Genomic DNA, 20,396 nt, shown 5'->3' on the forward strand with positions numbered 1-20,396 from the left:
CTTCTTCGCCTTGCGCTTCTTCTGCTGCATCATCTGTTTTTTCTTCTGACTCTGCATTTTCTGTGCCTTCTTCAGCTTGTCCATCATCAGCAGGTTATGCTACTTCGTCAGTAGCCTGTGCTCCTTCTTCGCCATCTTCTTCATCCGGTTTTGGTTCATCTTTATCATCATTTGTATCAAGATTAACGGTTTTAAACGATTTATCTTTCGCTAATTCACTGATCAATTTTCCTTTCTCAGGAGATCCTGGCAGACTAGTAGCTAATTTAGAGACTTTCTGGCCGTGGTTTTTTACTTGATTCACAACTTCTGGATTAACTCCTTTATTATCAAGCTCTGCGGCGGAAGATGGTGCTCCTGCAGCTAAGAATGCAGTAGCTACCATAGATGTGGACATCACAAAAGGGGCCACTTTTTTCGCTAATTTTCTACTTTCTTTTTTTGAATTCATCTGTTTTTTACTCATCTTTTCATCTCCCTATTATTATTTATTCTCTTACTTGCTGATAGATGTTTCTCTACAAATTTTATGTATTAGCAACACCTCCCTTTATAGCAGAATAAGAAAATACAGATTCTAGCAGCTCTATGACTGCCTGACTCATACTATAAATTAGAGAGATTACCATGATATGTCACACGAATTAAGAAAAATAACGATTCGCTTACTATTTTGTAGAATATTGTAATAAATAAAATGTCTTTATTTCCCAACTCACCCTTTCAATTTAATTCTCGGATGGTGATTTTTACATATTCCGCCTGTGTTTTCATCTACCCCCATTTTTTCCAAGTTACCTGTATNNATCCTATCCCCAATCTTTTTCCTCAGATTCATTCATTGCTATTTTTATATTTAGGCATATAAATCATCGTCTTAAATAGGTCTCCATCAATTTGAATACTAAATTTACCCTTTTGTATTTCAGTCAGGCTTTCGGCAATGGATAGCCCTAATCCGCTGCCTTGGCTGGATCTAGATTCATCTCCTCTTGTAAAACGCTCCATTAATTCGTCTGCGGAAATATTCAGCTCATAGGCTGAGATGTTCTTGAAGGTGAGAAGGATTTCGTTGCCTACATCCTCGATATCAATATAGACTCTTGATCCTCTGAGAGCATATTTGAATATATTGGATAATACGTTTTCAATGGACCTCCATAATAATTTTCCATCGGCTGAAATATATACCTTTTCCTTAGGATAATTGAATTTAAACTCTAAACCTTGCTCTTCTATTTTGTCATTAACTTCCCCTAGACCTTGATTTATTAGCGATTCGATGTCAATTCGCTCAAAATGAACTGGTATGTTTCCACTGGAAGCCTTTGCTGCTTCAAATAAATCATCAGTCAGTGTTTTTAACCTTTTCGATTTTTGATCCAATACTTCGACATATTCTGCTACCTTTGCTGGGTCCTTTTCCTTTTTCAATAGATCTACATAGGTAATAATAGAAGTTAATGGTGTTCTTATATCATGGGATACATTCGTGATTAGCTCTGTTTTTAGCCGCTCACTTTTTAATTCGCTATCTACAGCTTTTTTCAAACCATCCGTAATGCTGTTTATGTTAGCAGCAAGTTTACTAAACTCTCCCTTTCCGCCAACATCGATGTTATGATGAATATCCCCATCTTTTATTCTCTCTACCCCTTTCTTTATGGCATTAAATGACTTGATTCTTCTTAAGGAAAACCAAGCTGCGAGACCTAAAGTGATAGGAAACATGAAAAATGTTAAAGCAATCAATATGGGGTATCCAATGACGATCAGAACCGTCTTTACCGCAACATTTCCGTTATCATATACATCCCTTACAAACTTAAACAGCATCGAGAAGAGTTTATAAATTAACGTATGCTTGATGAACGTTCTATTTTTGATATGCCTAACTAGTGATAAAATTAGCATAAATCCTGCTGCAGAAATCGGAATCGTGATCGGAATGACTGCTTTGTCCATGTTTGTAAAACCCACAGATTCCATTGTGGCAACCCATATCACTGTAAGTCCTGAGAATAGGAAAAAGTTTATATCAACATATAATTTATCTACTACATGTAAGTGTACCTCTTGATCCTTAAATGACTTTCTCCCAGCCACATATACCAAATATAGAAATAAAAGAATAAATCCTGTTAAAAATCCTACTAATCTATAAAAGCTTTTTGTAGCACTTGCCTTATTTTCTTTCCATTCTTTTATTTTGTTATTTAAAAATTCGTCCGTAAAGGCGATATAAATAACCTGACCTTTCTGACCAAATTCCTCTTTATTTAACCAATAGAAGGATTCATTTTCTTCTATTTCTTTTGGGTAGATCTCGCTTGAATAATTCTCTAAAATTAAGTAAGTTGGATAAGTTTTAAACTGTCCCTTTTCCGTCTGCGAACTGTTCTTATATAGATTTTCCCCATCACTGGCAAAATACAAAGGACCTTTAACCTCTTTTATATTTTGCAATAATAAATGAAATTCTCTTAAATCATTCTTAATCAGCCTGTCTCTTGCCTGAGAGATCTTATCTGCATATTCTTCCTTAAACTTTTCATAGTTTTCTGCTTCACTTAAATTTGGATTAAAACTTTTCGAATTCTCGTGGTAGTCGAGGAATAAGTTTTCTTCTTCGTTTCTTAATTCATTCTCACTGATCGTTCCACCATTTAAAATATGTTCCTCACTCTTATATTCCCCGATCAGTCTAGTGAGATCATAAATAAGAGGTTCACTGTCCCTTTCAAATGATTTACTGCGAAAGTAGTTGTCTTCAAAAACGAGTCCAAAATTATCATAGACATCTAAATCTACAGTTGCTCGGATGGCACCTGTAAAACATGTAATCATTAAGATAAAAACAATTATTTTTGTTGTCATTAAGTGGCTAAACTTTTTCAACTTTATATCCAACTCCCCACACCACCTTTAAATATTTGGGCTCTTTCGGATTGATTTCAATTTTCTCTCTAATTTTTCTAATATGAACGGTGACCGTATTTTCTGGACTGAAGGCTGTTTCATTCCATACTTTTTCATAAATTTCCTCAATGGAGAATACTCTCCCGGCGTTCGCTGTCAGAAGCTTTAGGATCTTATATTGCACCGGTGTCAAGTGGACTGCCTCTCCATCGACCGTTATCGTTTTGCTTTCATCATCAATCATAAGTCCACCCGTTTTAAATACATTTTTCTTTGTTTCCAGCCCGCCTAATGTTGTATACCTTCTAAGCTGCGATTTTACTCTTGCGATGAGCTCTAAAGGATTAAAAGGCTTCGTTATGTAGTCATCTGCTCCTATATTTAATCCTAATATTTTGTCGTAATCCTCTGATTTAGCGGAAAGCATGATCAATGGAATTTTATTATTTTCTCTAATCTTCATGGTCGCCTTTATTCCATCCATCTTAGGCATCATAATATCCATGATAATCAGATGAATCTCCTGATCATCGATGATTTCAATCGCCTCGATCCCATTAAAAGCTTTAAATATTTGATAGCCTTCATTTTCTAAGTAAATTCCAATCGCATCCACAATCGCCTGATCATCATCACAAACCAATATGTTCATTGCATTCACTCCTGCCTATAAAATCGATGGCCTATCTCCCCTTTACTTTTTGTTCTAAAGGTAGGATAGCCAATAAATCTTAACAAACTCTTTATGTAAATCTTAAGATTTTCTTAGTATTAGATCCTATGAAAATAATATAGGTTCTGGGCTCCACAGAAAAGAGATTCCATTTACTAAGCTACTGCCTGAAGATTTGATGTTTGGTCCGGATGGTGACCTCTACATTACCAGCTTCCGGGTGAAGCCATTTAGAGGAAAGGATTATTAAAAATATTCTTCTCCTTCGAAATTATAAGATTACGAATAATCAGGTAATTGAATATAATAAAAAGCAGGAGAAAAGGAGGAGAGATGGATATGACATTGTATGAGGCATTAGTATTGATTCATGTGATTGCCGCGGTGGTTGGACTGGGGCCAGCATTTATCTTTTCCATTATTTCAAGAGTTCCTAAGACAAAAGAACAGTTACTGTGGACGAACGATTTATTAAGCAAACTTGAAAAGCCGGTGAAAATAGGGAGTATCACTTTATTCATTACGGGGCTCGTAATGGGTGTGCTGAACACTCATTTGTTTACAGCCGGCTGGTATATTGCCTCGATTATTTTGTACATTATTGCTCAAATTTTAGTCATTGGGATAGCGGGGAAAAAGTCAAAAAAAGCAGCTGAGATTTTGGAGAGCTTTCAAGGCAATGACATTCCGGAAGAGGTCACAGAGTTAAATAAAAAATCAGATACGGCGTTATCACTAGCTAGCATAATTGCGATCGTTATGATTGTTTTAATGTCAGTAAAACCATTTTGATGAAAAAGACAGACCGATTGGTTTGTCTTTTTCATTTACAAATAAAGAAATTTACTCACATACAATTATTTCACGAGTAAAGGACACACTTTGGAGATTTCACCTTTTCTATGTCCTTAAGGACATGAAAAAGGCCTATTCTTAGAATAGCACCTTCATTAGATATTAATAATTGGAATATATACTCCAGTTCCAATCATTAAATTTATTTTAATTCGTTTCAACATTCTTCTTTTTGTATTCATCATATACGTCCAATGCTGCCTGTAAACTTTCGCCTTTATTCACAAGAAGGCCTTTTCGAATAAGGGTTGCTTCTAATGCCGAAAGAACATGAAGAATATTTTTCTTGCGGGAGCTATATCCCATCGTTCCAATTCTCCAAATCCTGCCTTGAAGCGGTCCAAAGGAACTGGCAATTTCCACTTCAAAATCTTCTAGCATCATGGAACGTACCTCTTCTCCGTCAATTCCTACAGGGATCTCAATAGCGGTCACAACAGGGAGCTTATGCTTTTCATCACCAAATAACTCCAAGCCCATCGCTTTAATTCCTGCCACTAATGCTCTTTCATTTAACTTATGGCGGGCAAAGCGGTTTTCAAGGCCTTCTTCAAGAATAATACGAAGCCCTTCTCTTAAAGCATATTGCATACTGGTCGCTTCCGTATGATGATTCAAGCGGACTGGACTCCAATAATCCTGAAGCTGTGCTAAATCAAAATAATTGCTTGTAATTCGATTATTAGATGGCTCGCTCTGGAATTTCTTCAGGCCCAATTCAATGCTTTTTCTTTTATTGATCACTTCTTTAATTCGGTCGTTATAAGTAATCGGAGCCAATCCAGCTGGAACGGATAAGCATTTTTGTGTACCGCCAATAACTGCATCAAGCTTGAGGTCATCCACCTTGATGTCGACCCCTCCTAATGAAGCTACTGCATCGACAACTAACAAAACATCTGCATTACGGCAAGCTTCCCCAATTTCCTTTAGCGGCTGCATGCAGGCAGTTGATGTTTCCCCATGAACAATGGCCACTATTTTTGGAGAAACCTCATGAATCTTATTTATGACAACTTCCGGATCAAATACTTCTCCCCAAGGAACCTCCATTGTCGTCACCTCTGCTCCATAGCGCTGGCAGATTTCAGTTAAAAGATAGCCGAAACGGCCGTATATCGGAACTAAAACTTTATCTCCGGGTTCAATGATACTGCATAGGACTGCTTCGATCCCTGCTCTCGAAGTCCCATCAACCGGAAATGCCCAGTGATTATCTGTTTGAAATAATTCTCGGAGCATTTCCATCGTTTCATTCATGATATTCGTAAAGGCAGGATCAAATTGTCCTAAAATCGGGGTAGCCATCGCCCTTAATACTCTTGGATCAACCTCTACCGGCCCCGGTGTCATAATTGTTCTGAGGGGGACATTTAAATCTTTATATTTGGTCATAGATGTAATCTCCTATTATGAATAAATTTAAAAGTATATGAATAATTATAAAATAAATTTTAACAGGATAAAGTGCTCGAATCAACGGACAATTCAAAAAACTAAATAGTAAAACAGTTCCAATTATATTAGAGCCCTTACATACAAGGTATACATATTTTTAAAGAATGAAAGGAGAGCACTATATGAATTTTAATATGAAAGAAGCGATTGAAGTTCTAGAGCGCACTCCACAAACATTAGAGTTTTTTTTAGCTGGTTTATCTGAAGAATGGCTGAAATGTAATGAAGGCGAGGGAACCTGGAATGTCTCTGAAGTGATAGAACACCTCATTGAATGTGAAAAAAACAATTGGATTCCTAGGCTAGAAATCATTCTTCAGGAAGGTGAAAATAAACCCTTCCCCGCGTTTGACCGATATTCACATATAAATAAAAGGACTGAAGAATCGATTGAACAAAGGCTGCTTGAGTTTAAAATGGTTAGAGCACAAAATATAGACAACTTGAAGTCTCTAATTAAACCTGAATTACATCTTGAATTGACTGGTTCACACCCCGAATTTGGTGCAGTAAAACTAGGGGAATTACTTTCTACATGGGTTGTTCATGATTTAACACATATTTCTCAAATAATCCGGGTTATGGCCAAAAGATATCGGGAAGACGTTGGTCCTTGGAAGGAATATTTGAGTATATTAAAAAAGTAATAATAACGTTAGAAAATAGAATGATCCTAAATAAAACCTAGAGATCTTAATGACCTTCGTATAAAAAAATGCCAGATACCAACATGAGACTACTGCTCTGAATGGTATTCTGGCACCTAAAAAAATCAAAGAGTTCGTTCGATGGAGGCCGCTATCGCTTCCTCGGTCTTCAAAGCTCTGTATTCCAAAAGAATGACCTGCCAAAATAGTTCATAAGAAGTGATATTTTTAATTAATCTGAAAAATATGAATATTATTCCCCATCTCCTTTTTCAGTTTCTTAGTCTGATCTATTCATTTTCTAAGAACATAGAGGAATCAACAGAAAACTGTGGAATTACCTCCTTATCTTCACATAAAAAGAGGAGGGAATAAGAATGAAAAAGGTTTTGAAGGTGTTAAGTTCAACGGCTTTAGCAGCATCTTTATTTGCAGTACCGACAGTGGGATCAGCAGATCCAGGGCCAAGTCCGCAGCAGGGGGAAAATCTATCGATTGAAGGCTTCATCAGCTATGAAGAGCTCGGAAAGAAGCTAGAGCAGATTCAAAAATCGAGCCAAGGAAAAGTTAGTGTTGAAACAGCTGGGTATACAAACCAGGGACGTGGAATTTATAAGGTTTCGGTTGGTCATGGTGATAAGGTTGTGCTGATCCAAAGTGAAATTCATGGTAATGAGAAAACGGGAACGGTTGCACTCCTAAACATTCTACAAAATCTGGGATCCAGCAATTCGCAAGAAGCGAAGAAAATCTTAGATGAGCTTACCATTGTTGTCATTCCGATGATGAATGTGGATGGTTCTGAGCTGAGCCGCCGTGCGAATGATATGGATTGGTCAGAGGTCGTTGCTAAATTTCCTCAGCTTGCAAGTGTGAAGCCTGCGTGGAACTATTATTCTACTCCAGGAAGCTGGAATTATGATAAGAACCCTGGCTTTGACGTGAATCGTGATTTCAACCCGGACCTGAACTATGTTCCTAAGGCAGAGGATTTCCCAGGAGCATCTAATAAATACGGCTGGTTTATTACACCGGAAGCACAAACGGTAAGAGATGTATACAAAGACTTGAAGGCGGAGTTTGGAAATGTGGATGTATTCGTTGATCTCCACCACCAAGGATTCCCTTATGTAGAGGGGACGGATGATCGAGTAACAATGTCCATTTCAGGCAAGTTCGTTACGAATCCAAACAGTCCTGGCGGAGAAAAATATGCTGCTTACGCGGATAACTTCAATTATGACTTCTCACGCCAATTGAATTTAGCAGTCTATAATGCCTTACAAGCAAAAGGAAATTCGGTCTTTACCAATATTTCATTATATGATCAAAAAATTGACCTGCCTGGTACTGCTCTAGGTTCATTTGCTTTAAATGGAAGTGGAACAGTCCTATTTGAAGTAAGCGGCCAAACACAAAACTTCGGGCAAAAGAAGAAAGGCCAGCTCGTTAAAACGGTCGAAACCGGCCTTATGGGCATTATTAACGGCGTGGCAGATGGATCTGTCCATCAAATAAATCCAGAAGATTATGAAAACATTCCGATAAGTGTAAGAACTCCTGGCGGATTGTAAAAAATAATTGCTCATTTGCTACAATTTTAGAAAAAAAGATGAAAAAAGCTGTCCAGTAAGTCATGAAAAATGACTTTCCGGACAGCTTTAGCTTATTATTGCACAAAAAATTAAATGGTTTTTTCAACTGTGGCTGCTGTTTTAATGATCCCTTTTTCTACCCATGATTCAATTTGCTCCTCCGTATAACCCAAGTCACTAAGAATCTCTTCGGTATGTGCCCCGCAATTAGGACCCGCCCAATGAACTTCACCTGGGGTTTCACTTAGTTTCGGAACAATGCCCGGCATGACAATATCCCCTATTCGTTCATCAGGCACAGTAAGGAACATGTCTCGTTCTTGATAATGGGGATCGGCCAAGATATCCTCTATATTGTAAATAGGACCTGCTGGGATTGAACCAGCATTTAATTGATCCATCACATCTGACAAATTATATTGCTGTGTCCATAATGCAATTTCTTCATCTAAACGATCAGCTTCTTTCACACGTCCTTTATTGTCCTGAAGAAGTGGATCCTGCTCCAAATCAACGCGCCCCATCACTCTTGTCAAACGGTTAAATAACGAATCACTATTCGCACCAATGGCCACCCATTTACCGTCCTTTGTTGGATACACATTTGAAGGGGCTGTTGAGACATGTTGATTTCCTGTTCTTTCCCGTATTTTGTTCATATGAGCATACTCAGGAACCATCCCTTCTAAGAAACTAAAAACAGATTCATAGAGTGCTACATCCACAACCTGACCTTTCTCCCCATTTTGCGCATCTCGATAATACAAGGAAAAAAGAGTTCCAATAACCGCATAAAGAGCCGCTACCGTATCACCAATCGGAAGACCTACCCTTACTGGCGGTCGGTCAGGGTAGCCTGTTACATAACGAATCCCTCCCATAGATTCTGCGATATTTCCAAATCCAGGCAAATCCCGATAAGGACCTGTTTGACCAAAACCTGATATACTCGTAATGATCAGTTTCGGATTAATAGCTTTCATATCTTCATGGGATAAACGCCATTTCGCAAGTGTTCCTGGTTTGAAGTTTTCAAGGACAACATCTGCTTCCGAAATTAACTCTCTAACAATATCTTGACCTTCTATCGAACGTAAATTAACGGAGATTGATCGTTTATTCCGCGTTTGTACCATACTCCAATAAGAGTCTTGACCTGGCGCATGGAGCCCCCATTGCCGGAGTTGGTCCCCTTCAAGAGATTCCACTTTAATAATTTCAGCCCCAAACTCTCCAAGAAGCCTTGAAGCGAAAGGCCCAGCTACAAATGCACNNCAAATTCCGTGCCAATAAAAATACATACTTCAAATCCTGTAAATCATTAACTAGCAAGGGTTTTACTGTACGTTAATCTGTAATCGTTTCTCTTTGCAACTAAGAATCTACCTGCCCTTTGTTGCATGCAACATTAAGCAACTTTTACGCAACAAAAAACTCCTACAAATAGTAGGAGAGTGAAATTTTTATATACAGTTGATCCATTGACAAAGTCAGCTCATAAAATCGAGAGTTATTTATTGGATTGAATCTTTTTCATTTTTCTCCATAGGGTTGAACGATGCATACCTAATCGACTAGCAGCCTGTCCGATATTCCCTTTCTCCTCTTCCAGTATTCGAGTAATCCTATCCTCCTCATTCTCTTCTTTCTTCGCCATCACTGGCACATCGCTATCTGCCTTATTGGCTTGTCTTTGTTCAGTAGAAATCCATACATCTGGACTGAAAATATCAAGTGGTTCACCTGCTTCTAATAACACAAACGCCCTTTCCATAAGATTGCGGAGCTCTCGAACATTTCCGGGCCATGAATAGTTTTGCAGCTTATAAATTTCTTCATCAGTAAAACTGTAATGATTTGTTTTCTTCCACTCTCGTAAAAATGCTTCAATCAGATAAGGTATATCTTCTCCCCTTTTCCGTAAGGGCGGAATTCTTAAGACTAATACAGCTAGTCGAAAATAAAGATCCTCTCTAAACAATCCCTCGTGCATTTGTTGAACTAAATCACGGTTGGTTGCTGCAATAATTCTTACGTCTACCGGGATCACCTTATTGCCGCCTACACGCATGACTTCTCGTTCTTGTAAAACACGAAGCAATCTGGCTTGGAGAAGAATTGGCAATTCCCCTATTTCGTCTAAAAATATCGTTCCGCGGTGAGCAAGCTCAAAAAGTCCGGGCTTCCCACCTTTTCTGGCGCCTGTGAATGCCCCATCTTCATATCCAAATAATTCACTTTCCAGTAGAGTTTCAGGTAAAGCAGCACAATTCAAAGCGACAAATGGGCCTTGCTTCCGGCTGCTTACCATATGAATTCCTTGAGCAAGCATCTCTTTACCTGTCCCCGATTCTCCTTGTAAAAGCAAAGTTGAATCAACTGCAGCATACTTTTTGGCAAGCTCAATAAGTCTTTGCATGACTTTTGATTTAGCAACAATGTTTTCAAGTGTCCATTTCGCTTTTAATCCTTGATTATTAACTTGACGGCGAATTTTTTCTTCGTATTGCTGTAATTCCGTAATATCTTGTACACTTGAAATCGCACCTATCAGATTGCCTTCATAGTAAATAGGGGATCGGTTGATGACCGCAGTTCTTTGTCCAACTTTACGCAGTTGATCATGCTGAACACTTTGCTCGGTCAGCACACGCGTGATCCCTGGCTGCTTTGGGTTAACGTCCGTTACCATTTTTCCAATAGCCTCATCAATTGGAACACCAAGGAAGTCAGCTGCAGCCTGATTGTAGATCATGATACGTCCTTCATTATCAATCCCGCATATACCCGCATGGGTCAACTCAACTATTTTCCGATAAAATTGAATTTGTTTTTCTAGTTTTTCATCCATTATAACCTCCTGAAATTTGATTATTAATATTTAAATAATTTGATTTATTTGAATTTTATAATATAAGACAAGTATAGATTACTTCGCAGTAAACAGACAAGAGTCCGTCCTTTATTGAACAGAAAAAAAGCCGTCACAATAAAATGGTGACAGCCTTGGTTAACAAATTATGATCTTGTTACCTTGAATTTGTTTTTTTCCAACGAAGCAATCGCGACTCTAGGAGCATAAGTACTCCATTTAAACTTATCGAAACAATCATTAGTATGACAAGAGCTGCAAATGTGCCTGCTGTATCAAAATTTCCAGCAGAATATTGAATTAAAAATCCAATCCCTTTATTGGAAGCTGTGATTTCTCCAACGACCGCACCAATTAATGCATATGGGACAGATAACTTTAAACCAACGAAAACCCAAGTAAGAGCAGAAGGAATGATCACCTTTGTTACAATCTGCTTTTCAGAAGCTCCCATTAAGCGAATATTATCCAATAGGTCTTCATCTACATCCTTGACACCGGCAAATGTATTAAAAAATACAAGAAAGAAAACAATCATTGCTGCGAAGAGAATTTTCATTTCTATTCCGATCCCAAACCACAATATAAATAAGGGTGCTAGGGCTACCTTTGGCAAACTATAAATGGCGGTAATAAAAGGATCCATGACTTGCGCTGCAAAAGACCACCGTCCCAAAACAAATCCTACGACACAGCCTGCTAAAGCCCCTATGAAAAATCCAATAAATGTTTCTTGCAGCGTGATCCCAAGATGGAAGAATAAATCACCTGAAGTTGCCCACTTGTGTAAAGTATTCACAATATCACTTGGGGAGCTGATCCAGAATTTATCAATTAGGCGCCCTGCAGCTGACTCCCAAAGAGTTAAGAAACATAGGAGAAAAGCTACTCGAATGCCCTGTATCTTTAGCTTTTTACTAAAAATGGAGGATGTACGAATGGGCTCCTCGGCGTTAAATAAAACTTGCACGTTCTCCTTACTAGTTGTTGCATTTGTTTGAGAGGTCATACTGCATTTACCTCCTCCACAAACTCTTCTCTTAAGGATTGCCATAGATTCGCATGCACTTTCCTAAATTCGTCAGTCATACGCAGGTTAAATACATCGCGCTTCTTCGGGAGATTCACTTCCTCCACTTTTTTTATTGTCCCTGGACGCTTGCTGAATACAGCAACACGCTCTCCTAACAAAACAGCTTCATCTAAATCATGAGTAACAAATATGATGGTTTTACCTGTTTCCTGCCAAATGTTGAGCAGCTTATCTTGGAGAATTAATCGAAGCTGGGCATCTAATGCGCCAAAAGGTTCATCTAGTAAAAGGGTTTCCGGATTATAGACGAGCATTTTAGCCAAACTAACACGCCGTCTCATTCCACCTGATAATTCCTGCGGATAATGGTTTTCAAATCCTTTCAATCCGACCATCTCAATGAATGCTGCACTTTCCCTTTCACGATCCTTTTTGCCAATTCCCCTGATTTCAAGCCCAATTTCAATATTCCCTCTAACTGTTCGCCAAGGTAAAAGATTATCCTTCTGCGTCATATAGCCCACACTTGTATTAATCCCATTTACAAGTTGTTTTTTATACTTTACTTCACCAAAGCTTGGTTTCATTAATCCTGCACACATATTAAGAACTGTTGATTTTCCACATCCACTGGGACCAATAACAGTTAAGAACTCCCCTTGATTGATTTCAAGATTAATATCCTTTGCAGCAAGAACGCGTTTTCCATCCCGTTCAAAGTACTTCGAAACATTCGTAAACTCTATCATTTTGTACCTCCTTGAACTTATTTCGCTTTTTCTGCAAACTCATTGTCTACCACTTTATCAAAAGGAAGATCAATTCCACCGAACTTAATATTTTTATTAAAACTATCTGTTGTTATGACAGGTGATTTAGCAAAGGCAGGATAATTGTTCTCAAATGCAATATCAAACACTTCGGGGTCGATCCCTTGTATATGCTTTTTCAATATTTCTTTTGTTGCTTCTTTTTCTGTTTCAATAAATTTACCGGCTTTCGCCATCGCATTGGCTACTTTTTGGTAGACCTCTTTATTCTTTTTCAGATCATCTTCTTTTGCCACAAGGGTTAAATAAGCCATTCCAGCGTATTCTTCAACCTCTCCCTTACTGAAATTGAAAAGAATCATCCCATTGAGAGTGGTTGCCATATCAGTTGTCGGGGAAGCATAGACAAACGCATCAATTTCATTTTTTTGGAAAGCTGCAAGCTGAGCATCCCCTTGTCCGAGAGGTATTAATTCAGAATCCCGATCCGGATTGATTCCCTCTGACTCTAATAGCATTCGGATAATATGATCAGAACCGCTTCCTGGTGAGCTAATTCCAATTTTCAGTCCTTTTAACGCCTTAATTTTATCTGCCATCGATGAAGTTTCACTAATGCCATTTTCAGTGGCAATATCATTATTCATCACAATATTTGTTCCCACCTGATTAAACAACGCCCCGAATACTTTCACATTTTGACCGCTATCAATCGCTTTCATGATATCGACTAGGGCAACAGTTCCGATATGTGCCCCACCACCAATAACAGCCGACAGCGCCTTTGACCCTCCGCTCACTGAAACCTCCTCAACTTCTAGGCCCTCTTCATCAAAGAAGCCTTGTTCCTTAGCAACATAAATGGGTGTAAGCATAAATCCAGTATTCCCCTCAGCAATAATCACTTTTTCCTTTGCTTTTTCCCCTGAGGATGTTTTCGTCTCCCCACTACTACATGCTGTTGCAAGTATGATAGACACTAATAAAACTAATGAAAAAAGGAATCTCTTCATAAACCTAACCCCTCCAATTTTTAGAGCATAGTTTTAGATAAACTTACATGTCTAGACGCCAAGAATGCTATTATAATAATTAAATAAGTTTAAATATTCTGTATTTTATTTTCAGAACCTTCTTTAAAAGACATCGAAAAACAATATAGTGATTTTTAACTATCAACAAAAGGATTTACCGACACTTGCACTTATTTATCTTGCAGGCTGCCATTCTTTTGAATGAAGATCCGAGCTTTTCCCCGCCTTCATGATCTGGCCTGGAAGAGTTTTTCCTAGCTTTCCTTCCAGCTCCTTAGCTATAGTAATTAATTGATCAATGTTCATTTCTGTTTCATAACCCATCAAATCAAGCATATGCACAATATCTTCCGTACAAATATTTCCCGAAGCTCCTGGGGCAAACGGACAACCACCGATGCCAGCAAGGGAACTATCAAAACGTGTGACTCCCGCCTCTAAGCCTGCCATTACATTAGCCGCTCCCATTCCTCTTGTATCATGAAGATGCAGTTGAAGGGTTACATCAGGGAATTGTTCAAGGACCTTTTGACAAGTTTCTCTTACTTGCAAAGGGTGAGCCATTCCTGTTGTATCCGCTAACATAATTGAATTTATTCCCCAATCTGTTAACCGTTCAATGAGAGGGAGCACTCGCTCCGGCTTATAGAACCCTTCGAATGGGCAGCCGAAACTAGTAGCAATCCCTACATTAATAGGTATCCTCTCTTCTTCTGCTCTCCTAATTAAAAACCGGATATTTTCCAAGCTTTCAGATACAGACCGGCGACTATTCTTACGATTGTGTGTTTCACTAACCGAAAAAGTAAAATTGATCTCATCAGTGCCTGCAGCAATCGCTCTATCTACCCCTTTCTCATTTAGCGCCAGTGTACAAAATACAACATCACTAGGCCGATCAGACAATCCTTGCATAACATCTTCCGCATCACTCATCTGAGGCACATATTTAGGATGAACAAATGAAGTTACTTCAAATCGCTTTACACCAGCCTCCATTAATCGCCTAATCAGTGAAATTTTATATTCCGTTTCAATAAATCCAGGTTCAATTTGAAAACCATCCCTCGTCACCACTTCTGTCATCGTAATTTGCTTTCTCATGAATTTGCACCTTCCTTCTAAAATAAAATTGAACCCAATCCTAAACATGTACATTGCAATATCCGTGCCAATTCAAAACAGTGCCTAATTAGCCCCTTTTTTCACCTTAGCATGACTCTTTTTTTCAAATAAAATATACGATTGCGTTGCAAATACACATTCAAAATGTCTTGTGCAACCAAATTGCAACATATGAAAGACATGTAAAACTCCTGAGTCGTTCTTTTTGTGTAGTCATCTAATTTCCGAAAACATTGGTTAATTGATAACTAACAATAGTAATTGAAAAAATAAATTCCGATGCAAAATCAAAGTAAATCCCTTCATTACAAGATAAGACTGGACCCCTCATTCCAATGACTTCCGTATGTATCGCAACGTATTTAAAAAAAGTTAAGTATAATTGTTGACAAAAAGTAAATTCTATATAATAATGAGTGTTGTATTAGAATTATTTTAATTAAGGAATGATGATTAAAAAAAATATTAATCATTTTTTCCTTTTAAAATTATGGCTTTATGCCCAAACTATCTAAGATTTAAAAACATATATAGGAGGAAGATTTAATATGTCTCTAATCGGAAAAGAAATTCTACCATTCAAAGCACAAGCTTATGATGCAGGCAGCGGCGAGTTTATTGAGGTTACTGAACAAAGCATGAAAGGACAATGGAGTGTTGTTTGCTTCTATCCAGCTGACTTTACTTTCGTTTGCCCAACTGAGCTTGAGGACCTTCAAAACGAATATGCTACTCTAAAAGGTCTTGGAGTGGAAGTTTTCTCTGTTTCAACAGATACACACTTTACACATAAAGCATGGCATGATCATTCAGAAACTATTAATAAAATCAAATATGTGATGATTGGCGACCCTTCACAACAAATTTCTCGCAACTTCGATGTGCTAATCGAAGAAGAAGGTCTTGCAGATCGCGGTACTTTCATCATTGATCCAGACGGTGTTGTTCAAGCACTTGAAATTAACGCAGGCGGCATCGGCCGTGATGCAAGTATTCTTGTAAATAAAATTAAGGCAGCACAATACGTGCGTAACAACCCAGGTGAAGTTTGCCCGGCAAAATGGCAAGAAGGTGCTTCTACACTTAAGCCAAGCCTTGATCTTGTAGGGAAAATTTAAGGAGTGTCATCCATGATACTTGATGCAGATATAAAAGCACAATTAGCCCAATATCTTCAATTGATGGAGGGCGAAGTGCTTCTCAAAGTAAGTGCGGGATCTGATGAAGTTTCTCGCGATATGCTGGCTTTAGTTGATGAATTAGCCACTATGTCACAGAAAATAAAAGTTGAGAACACAGAATTACAAAGAACACCGAGCTTTAGTGTGAATCGTATCGGCGAAGACACCGGAGTAACTTTTGCTGGTGTCCCTCTTGGCCATGAATTTACTTCATTAGTGTTAGCTCTGCTTCAGGTAAGTGGAAGAGCTCCGAAGGTCGATCAGAAAGTCATTGATCAAGTGAAAAGCATTAAGGGCGAATATCGCTTTGAATCATACATCAGCTTAAGTTGTCACAACTGCCCTGATGTAGTACAAGCATTAAACGTGATGAGCGTTCTTAACCCTAATATTTCACATACTATGATCGATGGGGCTGCATATAAAGAAGAAGTAGAAAGCAAAGACATTCTGGCTGTACCCACCGTATACCTTAATGGGGAAGAATTCGGCGGCGGCCGTATGTCACTCGAAGAAATCCTTGCCAAAATGGGAAGCGGCCCAGATGCGTCCGAGTTTGCTGATAAAGATCCATTCGATGTCCTTGTTGTGGGAGGCGGACCAGCAGGTGCAAGTGCGGCCATCTATGCAGCACGTAAAGGCATTCGCACGGGTATTGTTGCTGAACGCTTTGGCGGTCAGATTATGGACACGCTTAGCATCGAAAACTTTATCAGTGTAAAGTCCACGGAAGGTCCTAAACTCGCCGCAAGCCTTGAAGAGCATGTGAAAGAGTATGACATCGATGTGATGAACTTACAGCGTGCTAAGCGTTTAGAAAAGAAAGACCTTATTGAAGTTGAACTGGAAAACGGCGCGGTTCTAAAGAGCAAAACCGTTATCCTTTCAACAGGTGCTCGCTGGCGCAATATCGGCGTACCTGGTGAGGCTGAGTTTAAGAATAAAGGTGTGGCGTACTGCCCGCATTGTGATGGCCCATTATTTGCAGGGAAAAAAGTCGCTGTTATTGGCGGCGGTAACTCCGGCGTTGAGGCTGCCATCGACCTAGCAGGAATTGTCGAACATGTAACCGTTCTTGAATTTAATCCAGAACTTAAAGCAGATTCAGTACTCCAAGACCGTCTTAACAGCTTATCGAATGTCACAGTCTTGAAGAATGTTCAAACGAAAGAAATTACCGGCACTGATAAGGTAAACGGAATTACTTACGTTGATCGTGACTCTGAAGAAGAGAAGCATATTGAATTGGCGGGAGTATTTGTTCAAATCGGTCTTGTGCCAAATACAGACTGGTTAGGTGAAACCATTGAACAAACTAGAATCGGTGAAATCGTTGTCGACAATCGTGGCGCAACGAACATCCCTGGCGTGTTTGCTGCAGGGGACTGTACGAACAGTCCATATAAGCAGATCATTATTTCAATGGGTTCCGGTGCGAATGCATCCTTGGGAGCATTTGATTATTTGATTCGGAATTAATGATAATCTGATATTTTTGAAAGTCACTGTGCTATCTGAATGATAGTATAGTGACTTTCTTTTTTATGTGCTAATACACCAATTATAAAATATATATAATACTAGACTTTTTTCCTAGGGGTCGTCTTATTAACCTTAAATTTGAGGCAATAACGGCGGAGACTGGGCTGTCATAGGGACGATTACGGACAGCTCAGGCAGAATATGACGGAAACCTGTCCGTCATAAAGCAATCACACTTTTTATAAATGAAGAAATAAGATCAGCACCCAATTCTAAATGACTGGGGAGAGAATTTTGGCGAAATTTAAAGCATGGGAAGAAAAGCATTTCATATTAGCCTTATTATTTGCTGGATGGTCGCTTGGAAATTTAGATAGATTTGTGATGAACTATGCTGTCATTTCCATTACGAAAGATTTGCAGCTTAGTGCAACTTCAACAGGATTCTTGCTTAGCAGTTTTTTTGCAGGTTATGCCCTTATGCAAATTCCTGGAGGCTGGTTAGCCGATCGTTTTGGTTCAAGGAAAGTTTTGATCACTGCCATCATCATGTGGTCCATCTTTACTGCCTTAACGGGGGCAGCTTGGTCGTTAACTTCCATATTAATGATTCGCTTTTTTTTCGGTATTGGAGAAGGGGGCTATATGCCAGCTGGATCAAAGCTTATCGCCCAAACTTTTCCGTTATCGGAACGAGGAAGAGCGATGGCCATTGTTCTTTCATCAGGGGCCTTTTTAGGGATTTTGACACCGATATTTGCAACAACGATGATGGCGACCATTGGGTGGCGTGCAATGTTTTGGATCATAGGTGTAATAGGTGTTGTTTTAGCAATCATTTTTTGGTTCTACATAAAAGATCCTAAATCAGTAGAAGAGAATGTCAAAGAAGAATTAAACATTCAACAGCCAAAATCCTTACTTCAGCTTTTAAAATACCCTTTTGTTTGGAGCTTGTTTATTGCTTCGTTTAGTGTAAATGCTATTAATTGGGGGCTTTTATCATGGATGCCCACCTATCTCGTAAACATTCGAGGATTAGAACTGCTTGAATTGGGCTGGATTGCTGCCATTCCTGGATTGGCAGCCATTATCGGAACATTTGGGGCAGGTTATATTTTAGATAAATTACCAAAGGGAAAAGAATATATTTACGGCATCATTAGCGCAGCCTTTGTTGGAATTTTGCTATATCTTATGTTTAATGCAAGCAGTGTCACTGAATTCATGGTTTATCAAACTATTATCATGATTTTTGGTGCGTTTATCATTATCTTTCTTCCAACAAGTGTTCTAAAGACTGTGCCTACACAAATTGTCGGGTCAACAATGGGATTTGTTAGTTTTGGCGGGCAGCTTGCAGGCTTTGTCACACCTATTGCCATTGGATTCATCGTTGAAGGATCTAAAGGCTCATTTGATGCCGCATTTTGGCTCCTCATTGGATTTGCCTTCATTTGTACACTTTCATTTATTTCTTTGGTTGTAAAAAAATCGCTCTGATTTATAGGGGCTCTGGATAAGTCCTATCAGAACATAAAATGATTTGGGTTAACCTATGCCCTTTTCTAAAGACCCTTTTTCAGAGGGGTTATTTTTTTGCTTTGGACTTCGGGTGGTGTACTGGCACCATCCGATTTTGCTTGTTTTAATAGATAATAGTTTCCTTAAAGATCTTCACACCCTATGGATTGGGATAGCCAATCCTCTATTTATGCTATAATAGTATAGTAATATTTCAGCACCAAGGAGGTCTCGCAATGAAATTAAATAAAGGTATTTTATTTGTGTTAATAGGTGCTGCTTTTTTTGGGTTTACACCGGTATTTGCTAAATTGGGGTTTAGCTTCGGCTATACACTTGGCCAAATTAATATCGTTCAAATGTTAATTTCCTCCATTTTACTATGGTCTTTTACTCTAATAAAACGTGCTAGTTTTAAAGGGCTTACTAAAAAGAATATTCCTCAAATAATGATGACCGGTTGTTTTACCGGATTAACAAGTATTTTTTATTATGGGGCCATGCAATATTTGCCTGCCTCATTGGCCATCATTTTAATGTTTCAATTCGTTTGGATAGGAATCATGTTAGAATGGATTTTCAGCAAAATAAAACCTGCACCTGTAACCATATTGTCTATCATTTTAATATTAGTAGGAGTCTTTTTTGCTTCGAATGTATTAAATGGGGACATACAGGGTCTGCCTTTCAAAGGTATCCTTTTTGGTATTCTATCTGCATTTACTTATGCGGGATTTATTTTTTTCAGTGGAAAGGTCGCTGTAAATGTGGATCCATGGACTCGGACCTCATTGATGGCAACAGGATCAACAATCTTAGTTCTTGTCATTTTCATGCGTGAAATTCCATCTGTACTGCCATTGGAGGCAAACTTAATAACCAGTGCTGTTGGAGTTTCGTTATTTGGAGCTGTCCTTCCTCCACTATTTTTCGCGATGGGCGCGCCTTTAATTTCGGGAGGCATCGCCAATATACTAACATCCATTGAATTACCGATCGCCATCCTATCAGCAAGCATTATTTTATCAGAAACGATAACACCGCTTCAGTGGTTAGGCACGGCTATTATCTTAGCAGCAATTGCGTTGAACGAACTCGGTACGAGCCTTTTTCAGTTTAGGAAGCAGATTAGGGGATAGAGTTTTAGAATGGGTTTATAAAAATGACTTTATGTTGCTTTAATCTTTTTAAATAGCTCTTCAATATAATTAAATGAAAACCTAGCGCT

17 protein-coding genes are annotated in these 20,396 nt (G+C 38.6%); 7 read left to right on the plus strand and 10 right to left on the minus strand.

The window, feature by feature from the left end; all coding sequences use genetic code 11:
• Nucleotides 1–94 precede the first annotated feature (94 nt).
• From V7149_RS12870 to V7149_RS12880, 3 genes are all read right to left on the minus strand, one after another.
• Nucleotides 95–466: a hypothetical protein gene (locus V7149_RS12870; RefSeq protein WP_335346030.1), complete on the minus strand. Its 372-nt coding sequence runs from the start codon at nucleotides 464–466 to the stop codon at nucleotides 95–97.
• A gap of 368 nt (nucleotides 467–834) precedes the next feature.
• Nucleotides 835–2,910 (minus strand): HAMP domain-containing sensor histidine kinase, encoded by a 2,076-nt coding sequence (locus tag V7149_RS12875; RefSeq protein ID WP_335346031.1) that lies wholly within the window; start codon nucleotides 2,908–2,910, stop codon nucleotides 835–837.
• Nucleotides 2,885–3,571, minus strand: a complete 687-nt coding sequence (locus V7149_RS12880) for a response regulator transcription factor (RefSeq protein WP_335346032.1) — start codon at nucleotides 3,569–3,571, stop codon at nucleotides 2,885–2,887. The genes V7149_RS12875 and V7149_RS12880 overlap by 26 nt, the downstream gene beginning before the upstream one ends.
• A gap of 354 nt (nucleotides 3,572–3,925) precedes the next feature.
• Between V7149_RS12880 and V7149_RS12885 the strand changes: the two genes are divergently transcribed.
• Entirely contained in the window at nucleotides 3,926–4,384 is a 459-nt protein-coding gene (locus V7149_RS12885; RefSeq protein WP_335346033.1) for a DUF2269 family protein, read from the plus strand.
• Between the two features lie 210 nt (nucleotides 4,385–4,594).
• On the opposite strand, the gene V7149_RS12890 is transcribed toward V7149_RS12885, so the two are convergent.
• Nucleotides 4,595–5,842 carry a pyridoxal-phosphate-dependent aminotransferase family protein gene (locus V7149_RS12890; RefSeq protein WP_335346034.1) on the minus strand — a complete coding sequence of 416 codons (1,248 nt, stop codon included), beginning with the start codon at nucleotides 5,840–5,842 and terminating at the stop codon, nucleotides 4,595–4,597.
• 185 nt (nucleotides 5,843–6,027) lie between these two features.
• Here V7149_RS12890 and V7149_RS12895 point away from each other — a divergent pair, with 185 nt between their 5' ends.
• The gene (locus V7149_RS12895; RefSeq protein WP_335346035.1) at nucleotides 6,028–6,552 is read left to right on the plus strand and encodes a DinB family protein; all 525 of its coding nucleotides are present in this window, start codon (nucleotides 6,028–6,030) and stop codon (nucleotides 6,550–6,552) included.
• Nucleotides 6,553–6,929: 377 nt separating this feature from the next.
• Nucleotides 6,930–8,126, plus strand: coding sequence for a M14 family zinc carboxypeptidase (locus V7149_RS12900; RefSeq protein ID WP_335346036.1), 1,197 nt, complete (start codon nucleotides 6,930–6,932; stop codon nucleotides 8,124–8,126).
• A gap of 110 nt (nucleotides 8,127–8,236) precedes the next feature.
• Here V7149_RS12900 and V7149_RS12905 read toward each other — a convergent pair whose 3' ends face one another.
• From V7149_RS12905 to V7149_RS12930, 6 genes are all read right to left on the minus strand, one after another.
• Nucleotides 8,237–9,448, minus strand: a complete 1,212-nt coding sequence (locus V7149_RS12905; RefSeq protein WP_335346037.1) for a CaiB/BaiF CoA transferase family protein — start codon at nucleotides 9,446–9,448, stop codon at nucleotides 8,237–8,239.
• Nucleotides 9,449–9,657: 209 nt separating this feature from the next.
• A complete protein-coding gene (locus V7149_RS12910) occupies nucleotides 9,658–10,998 on the minus strand; it encodes a sigma-54 interaction domain-containing protein (protein ID WP_335346038.1) in 1,341 nt (446 codons plus the stop codon).
• Nucleotides 10,999–11,176: 178 nt separating this feature from the next.
• Complete coding sequence (locus V7149_RS12915; protein WP_335346039.1) at nucleotides 11,177–12,028, minus strand: ABC transporter permease; 852 nt, start codon at nucleotides 12,026–12,028, stop codon at nucleotides 11,177–11,179.
• Nucleotides 12,025–12,801, minus strand: coding sequence for an ABC transporter ATP-binding protein (locus V7149_RS12920; protein WP_335346040.1), 777 nt, complete (start codon nucleotides 12,799–12,801; stop codon nucleotides 12,025–12,027). The genes V7149_RS12915 and V7149_RS12920 overlap by 4 nt, the downstream gene beginning before the upstream one ends.
• Nucleotides 12,802–12,818: 17 nt before the next feature.
• Nucleotides 12,819–13,835, minus strand: a complete 1,017-nt coding sequence (locus V7149_RS12925; RefSeq protein WP_335346041.1) for an ABC transporter substrate-binding protein — start codon at nucleotides 13,833–13,835, stop codon at nucleotides 12,819–12,821.
• Between the two features lie 195 nt (nucleotides 13,836–14,030).
• The gene (locus V7149_RS12930) at nucleotides 14,031–14,960 is read right to left on the minus strand and encodes a hydroxymethylglutaryl-CoA lyase (RefSeq protein ID WP_335346042.1); all 930 of its coding nucleotides are present in this window, start codon (nucleotides 14,958–14,960) and stop codon (nucleotides 14,031–14,033) included.
• Nucleotides 14,961–15,529: 569 nt separating this feature from the next.
• Here V7149_RS12930 and ahpC point away from each other — a divergent pair.
• The 4 genes from ahpC to V7149_RS12950 all read left to right on the plus strand — a co-directional run bounded on the left by ahpC (nucleotide 15,530) and on the right by V7149_RS12950 (nucleotide 20,307).
• On the plus strand, nucleotides 15,530–16,099 hold the full coding sequence (gene ahpC / locus V7149_RS12935) for an alkyl hydroperoxide reductase subunit C (RefSeq protein ID WP_335346043.1): 570 nt from the start codon (nucleotides 15,530–15,532) through the stop codon (nucleotides 16,097–16,099).
• 12 nt (nucleotides 16,100–16,111) lie between these two features.
• Complete coding sequence (gene ahpF, locus V7149_RS12940; protein ID WP_335346044.1) at nucleotides 16,112–17,641, plus strand: alkyl hydroperoxide reductase subunit F; 1,530 nt, start codon at nucleotides 16,112–16,114, stop codon at nucleotides 17,639–17,641.
• A 297-nt stretch (nucleotides 17,642–17,938) separates the two neighbouring features.
• On the plus strand, nucleotides 17,939–19,147 hold the full coding sequence (locus V7149_RS12945) for an MFS transporter (RefSeq protein ID WP_335346045.1): 1,209 nt from the start codon (nucleotides 17,939–17,941) through the stop codon (nucleotides 19,145–19,147).
• Nucleotides 19,148–19,404: 257 nt separating this feature from the next.
• The gene (locus tag V7149_RS12950; RefSeq protein WP_335346046.1) at nucleotides 19,405–20,307 is read left to right on the plus strand and encodes an EamA family transporter; all 903 of its coding nucleotides are present in this window, start codon (nucleotides 19,405–19,407) and stop codon (nucleotides 20,305–20,307) included.
• Nucleotides 20,308–20,396 lie beyond the last annotated feature (89 nt).

Source organism: Bacillus sp. JJ1503 (assembly GCF_036965125.1).
In the GTDB taxonomy this organism is placed as follows: domain Bacteria; phylum Bacillota; class Bacilli; order Bacillales; family Cytobacillaceae; genus Cytobacillus.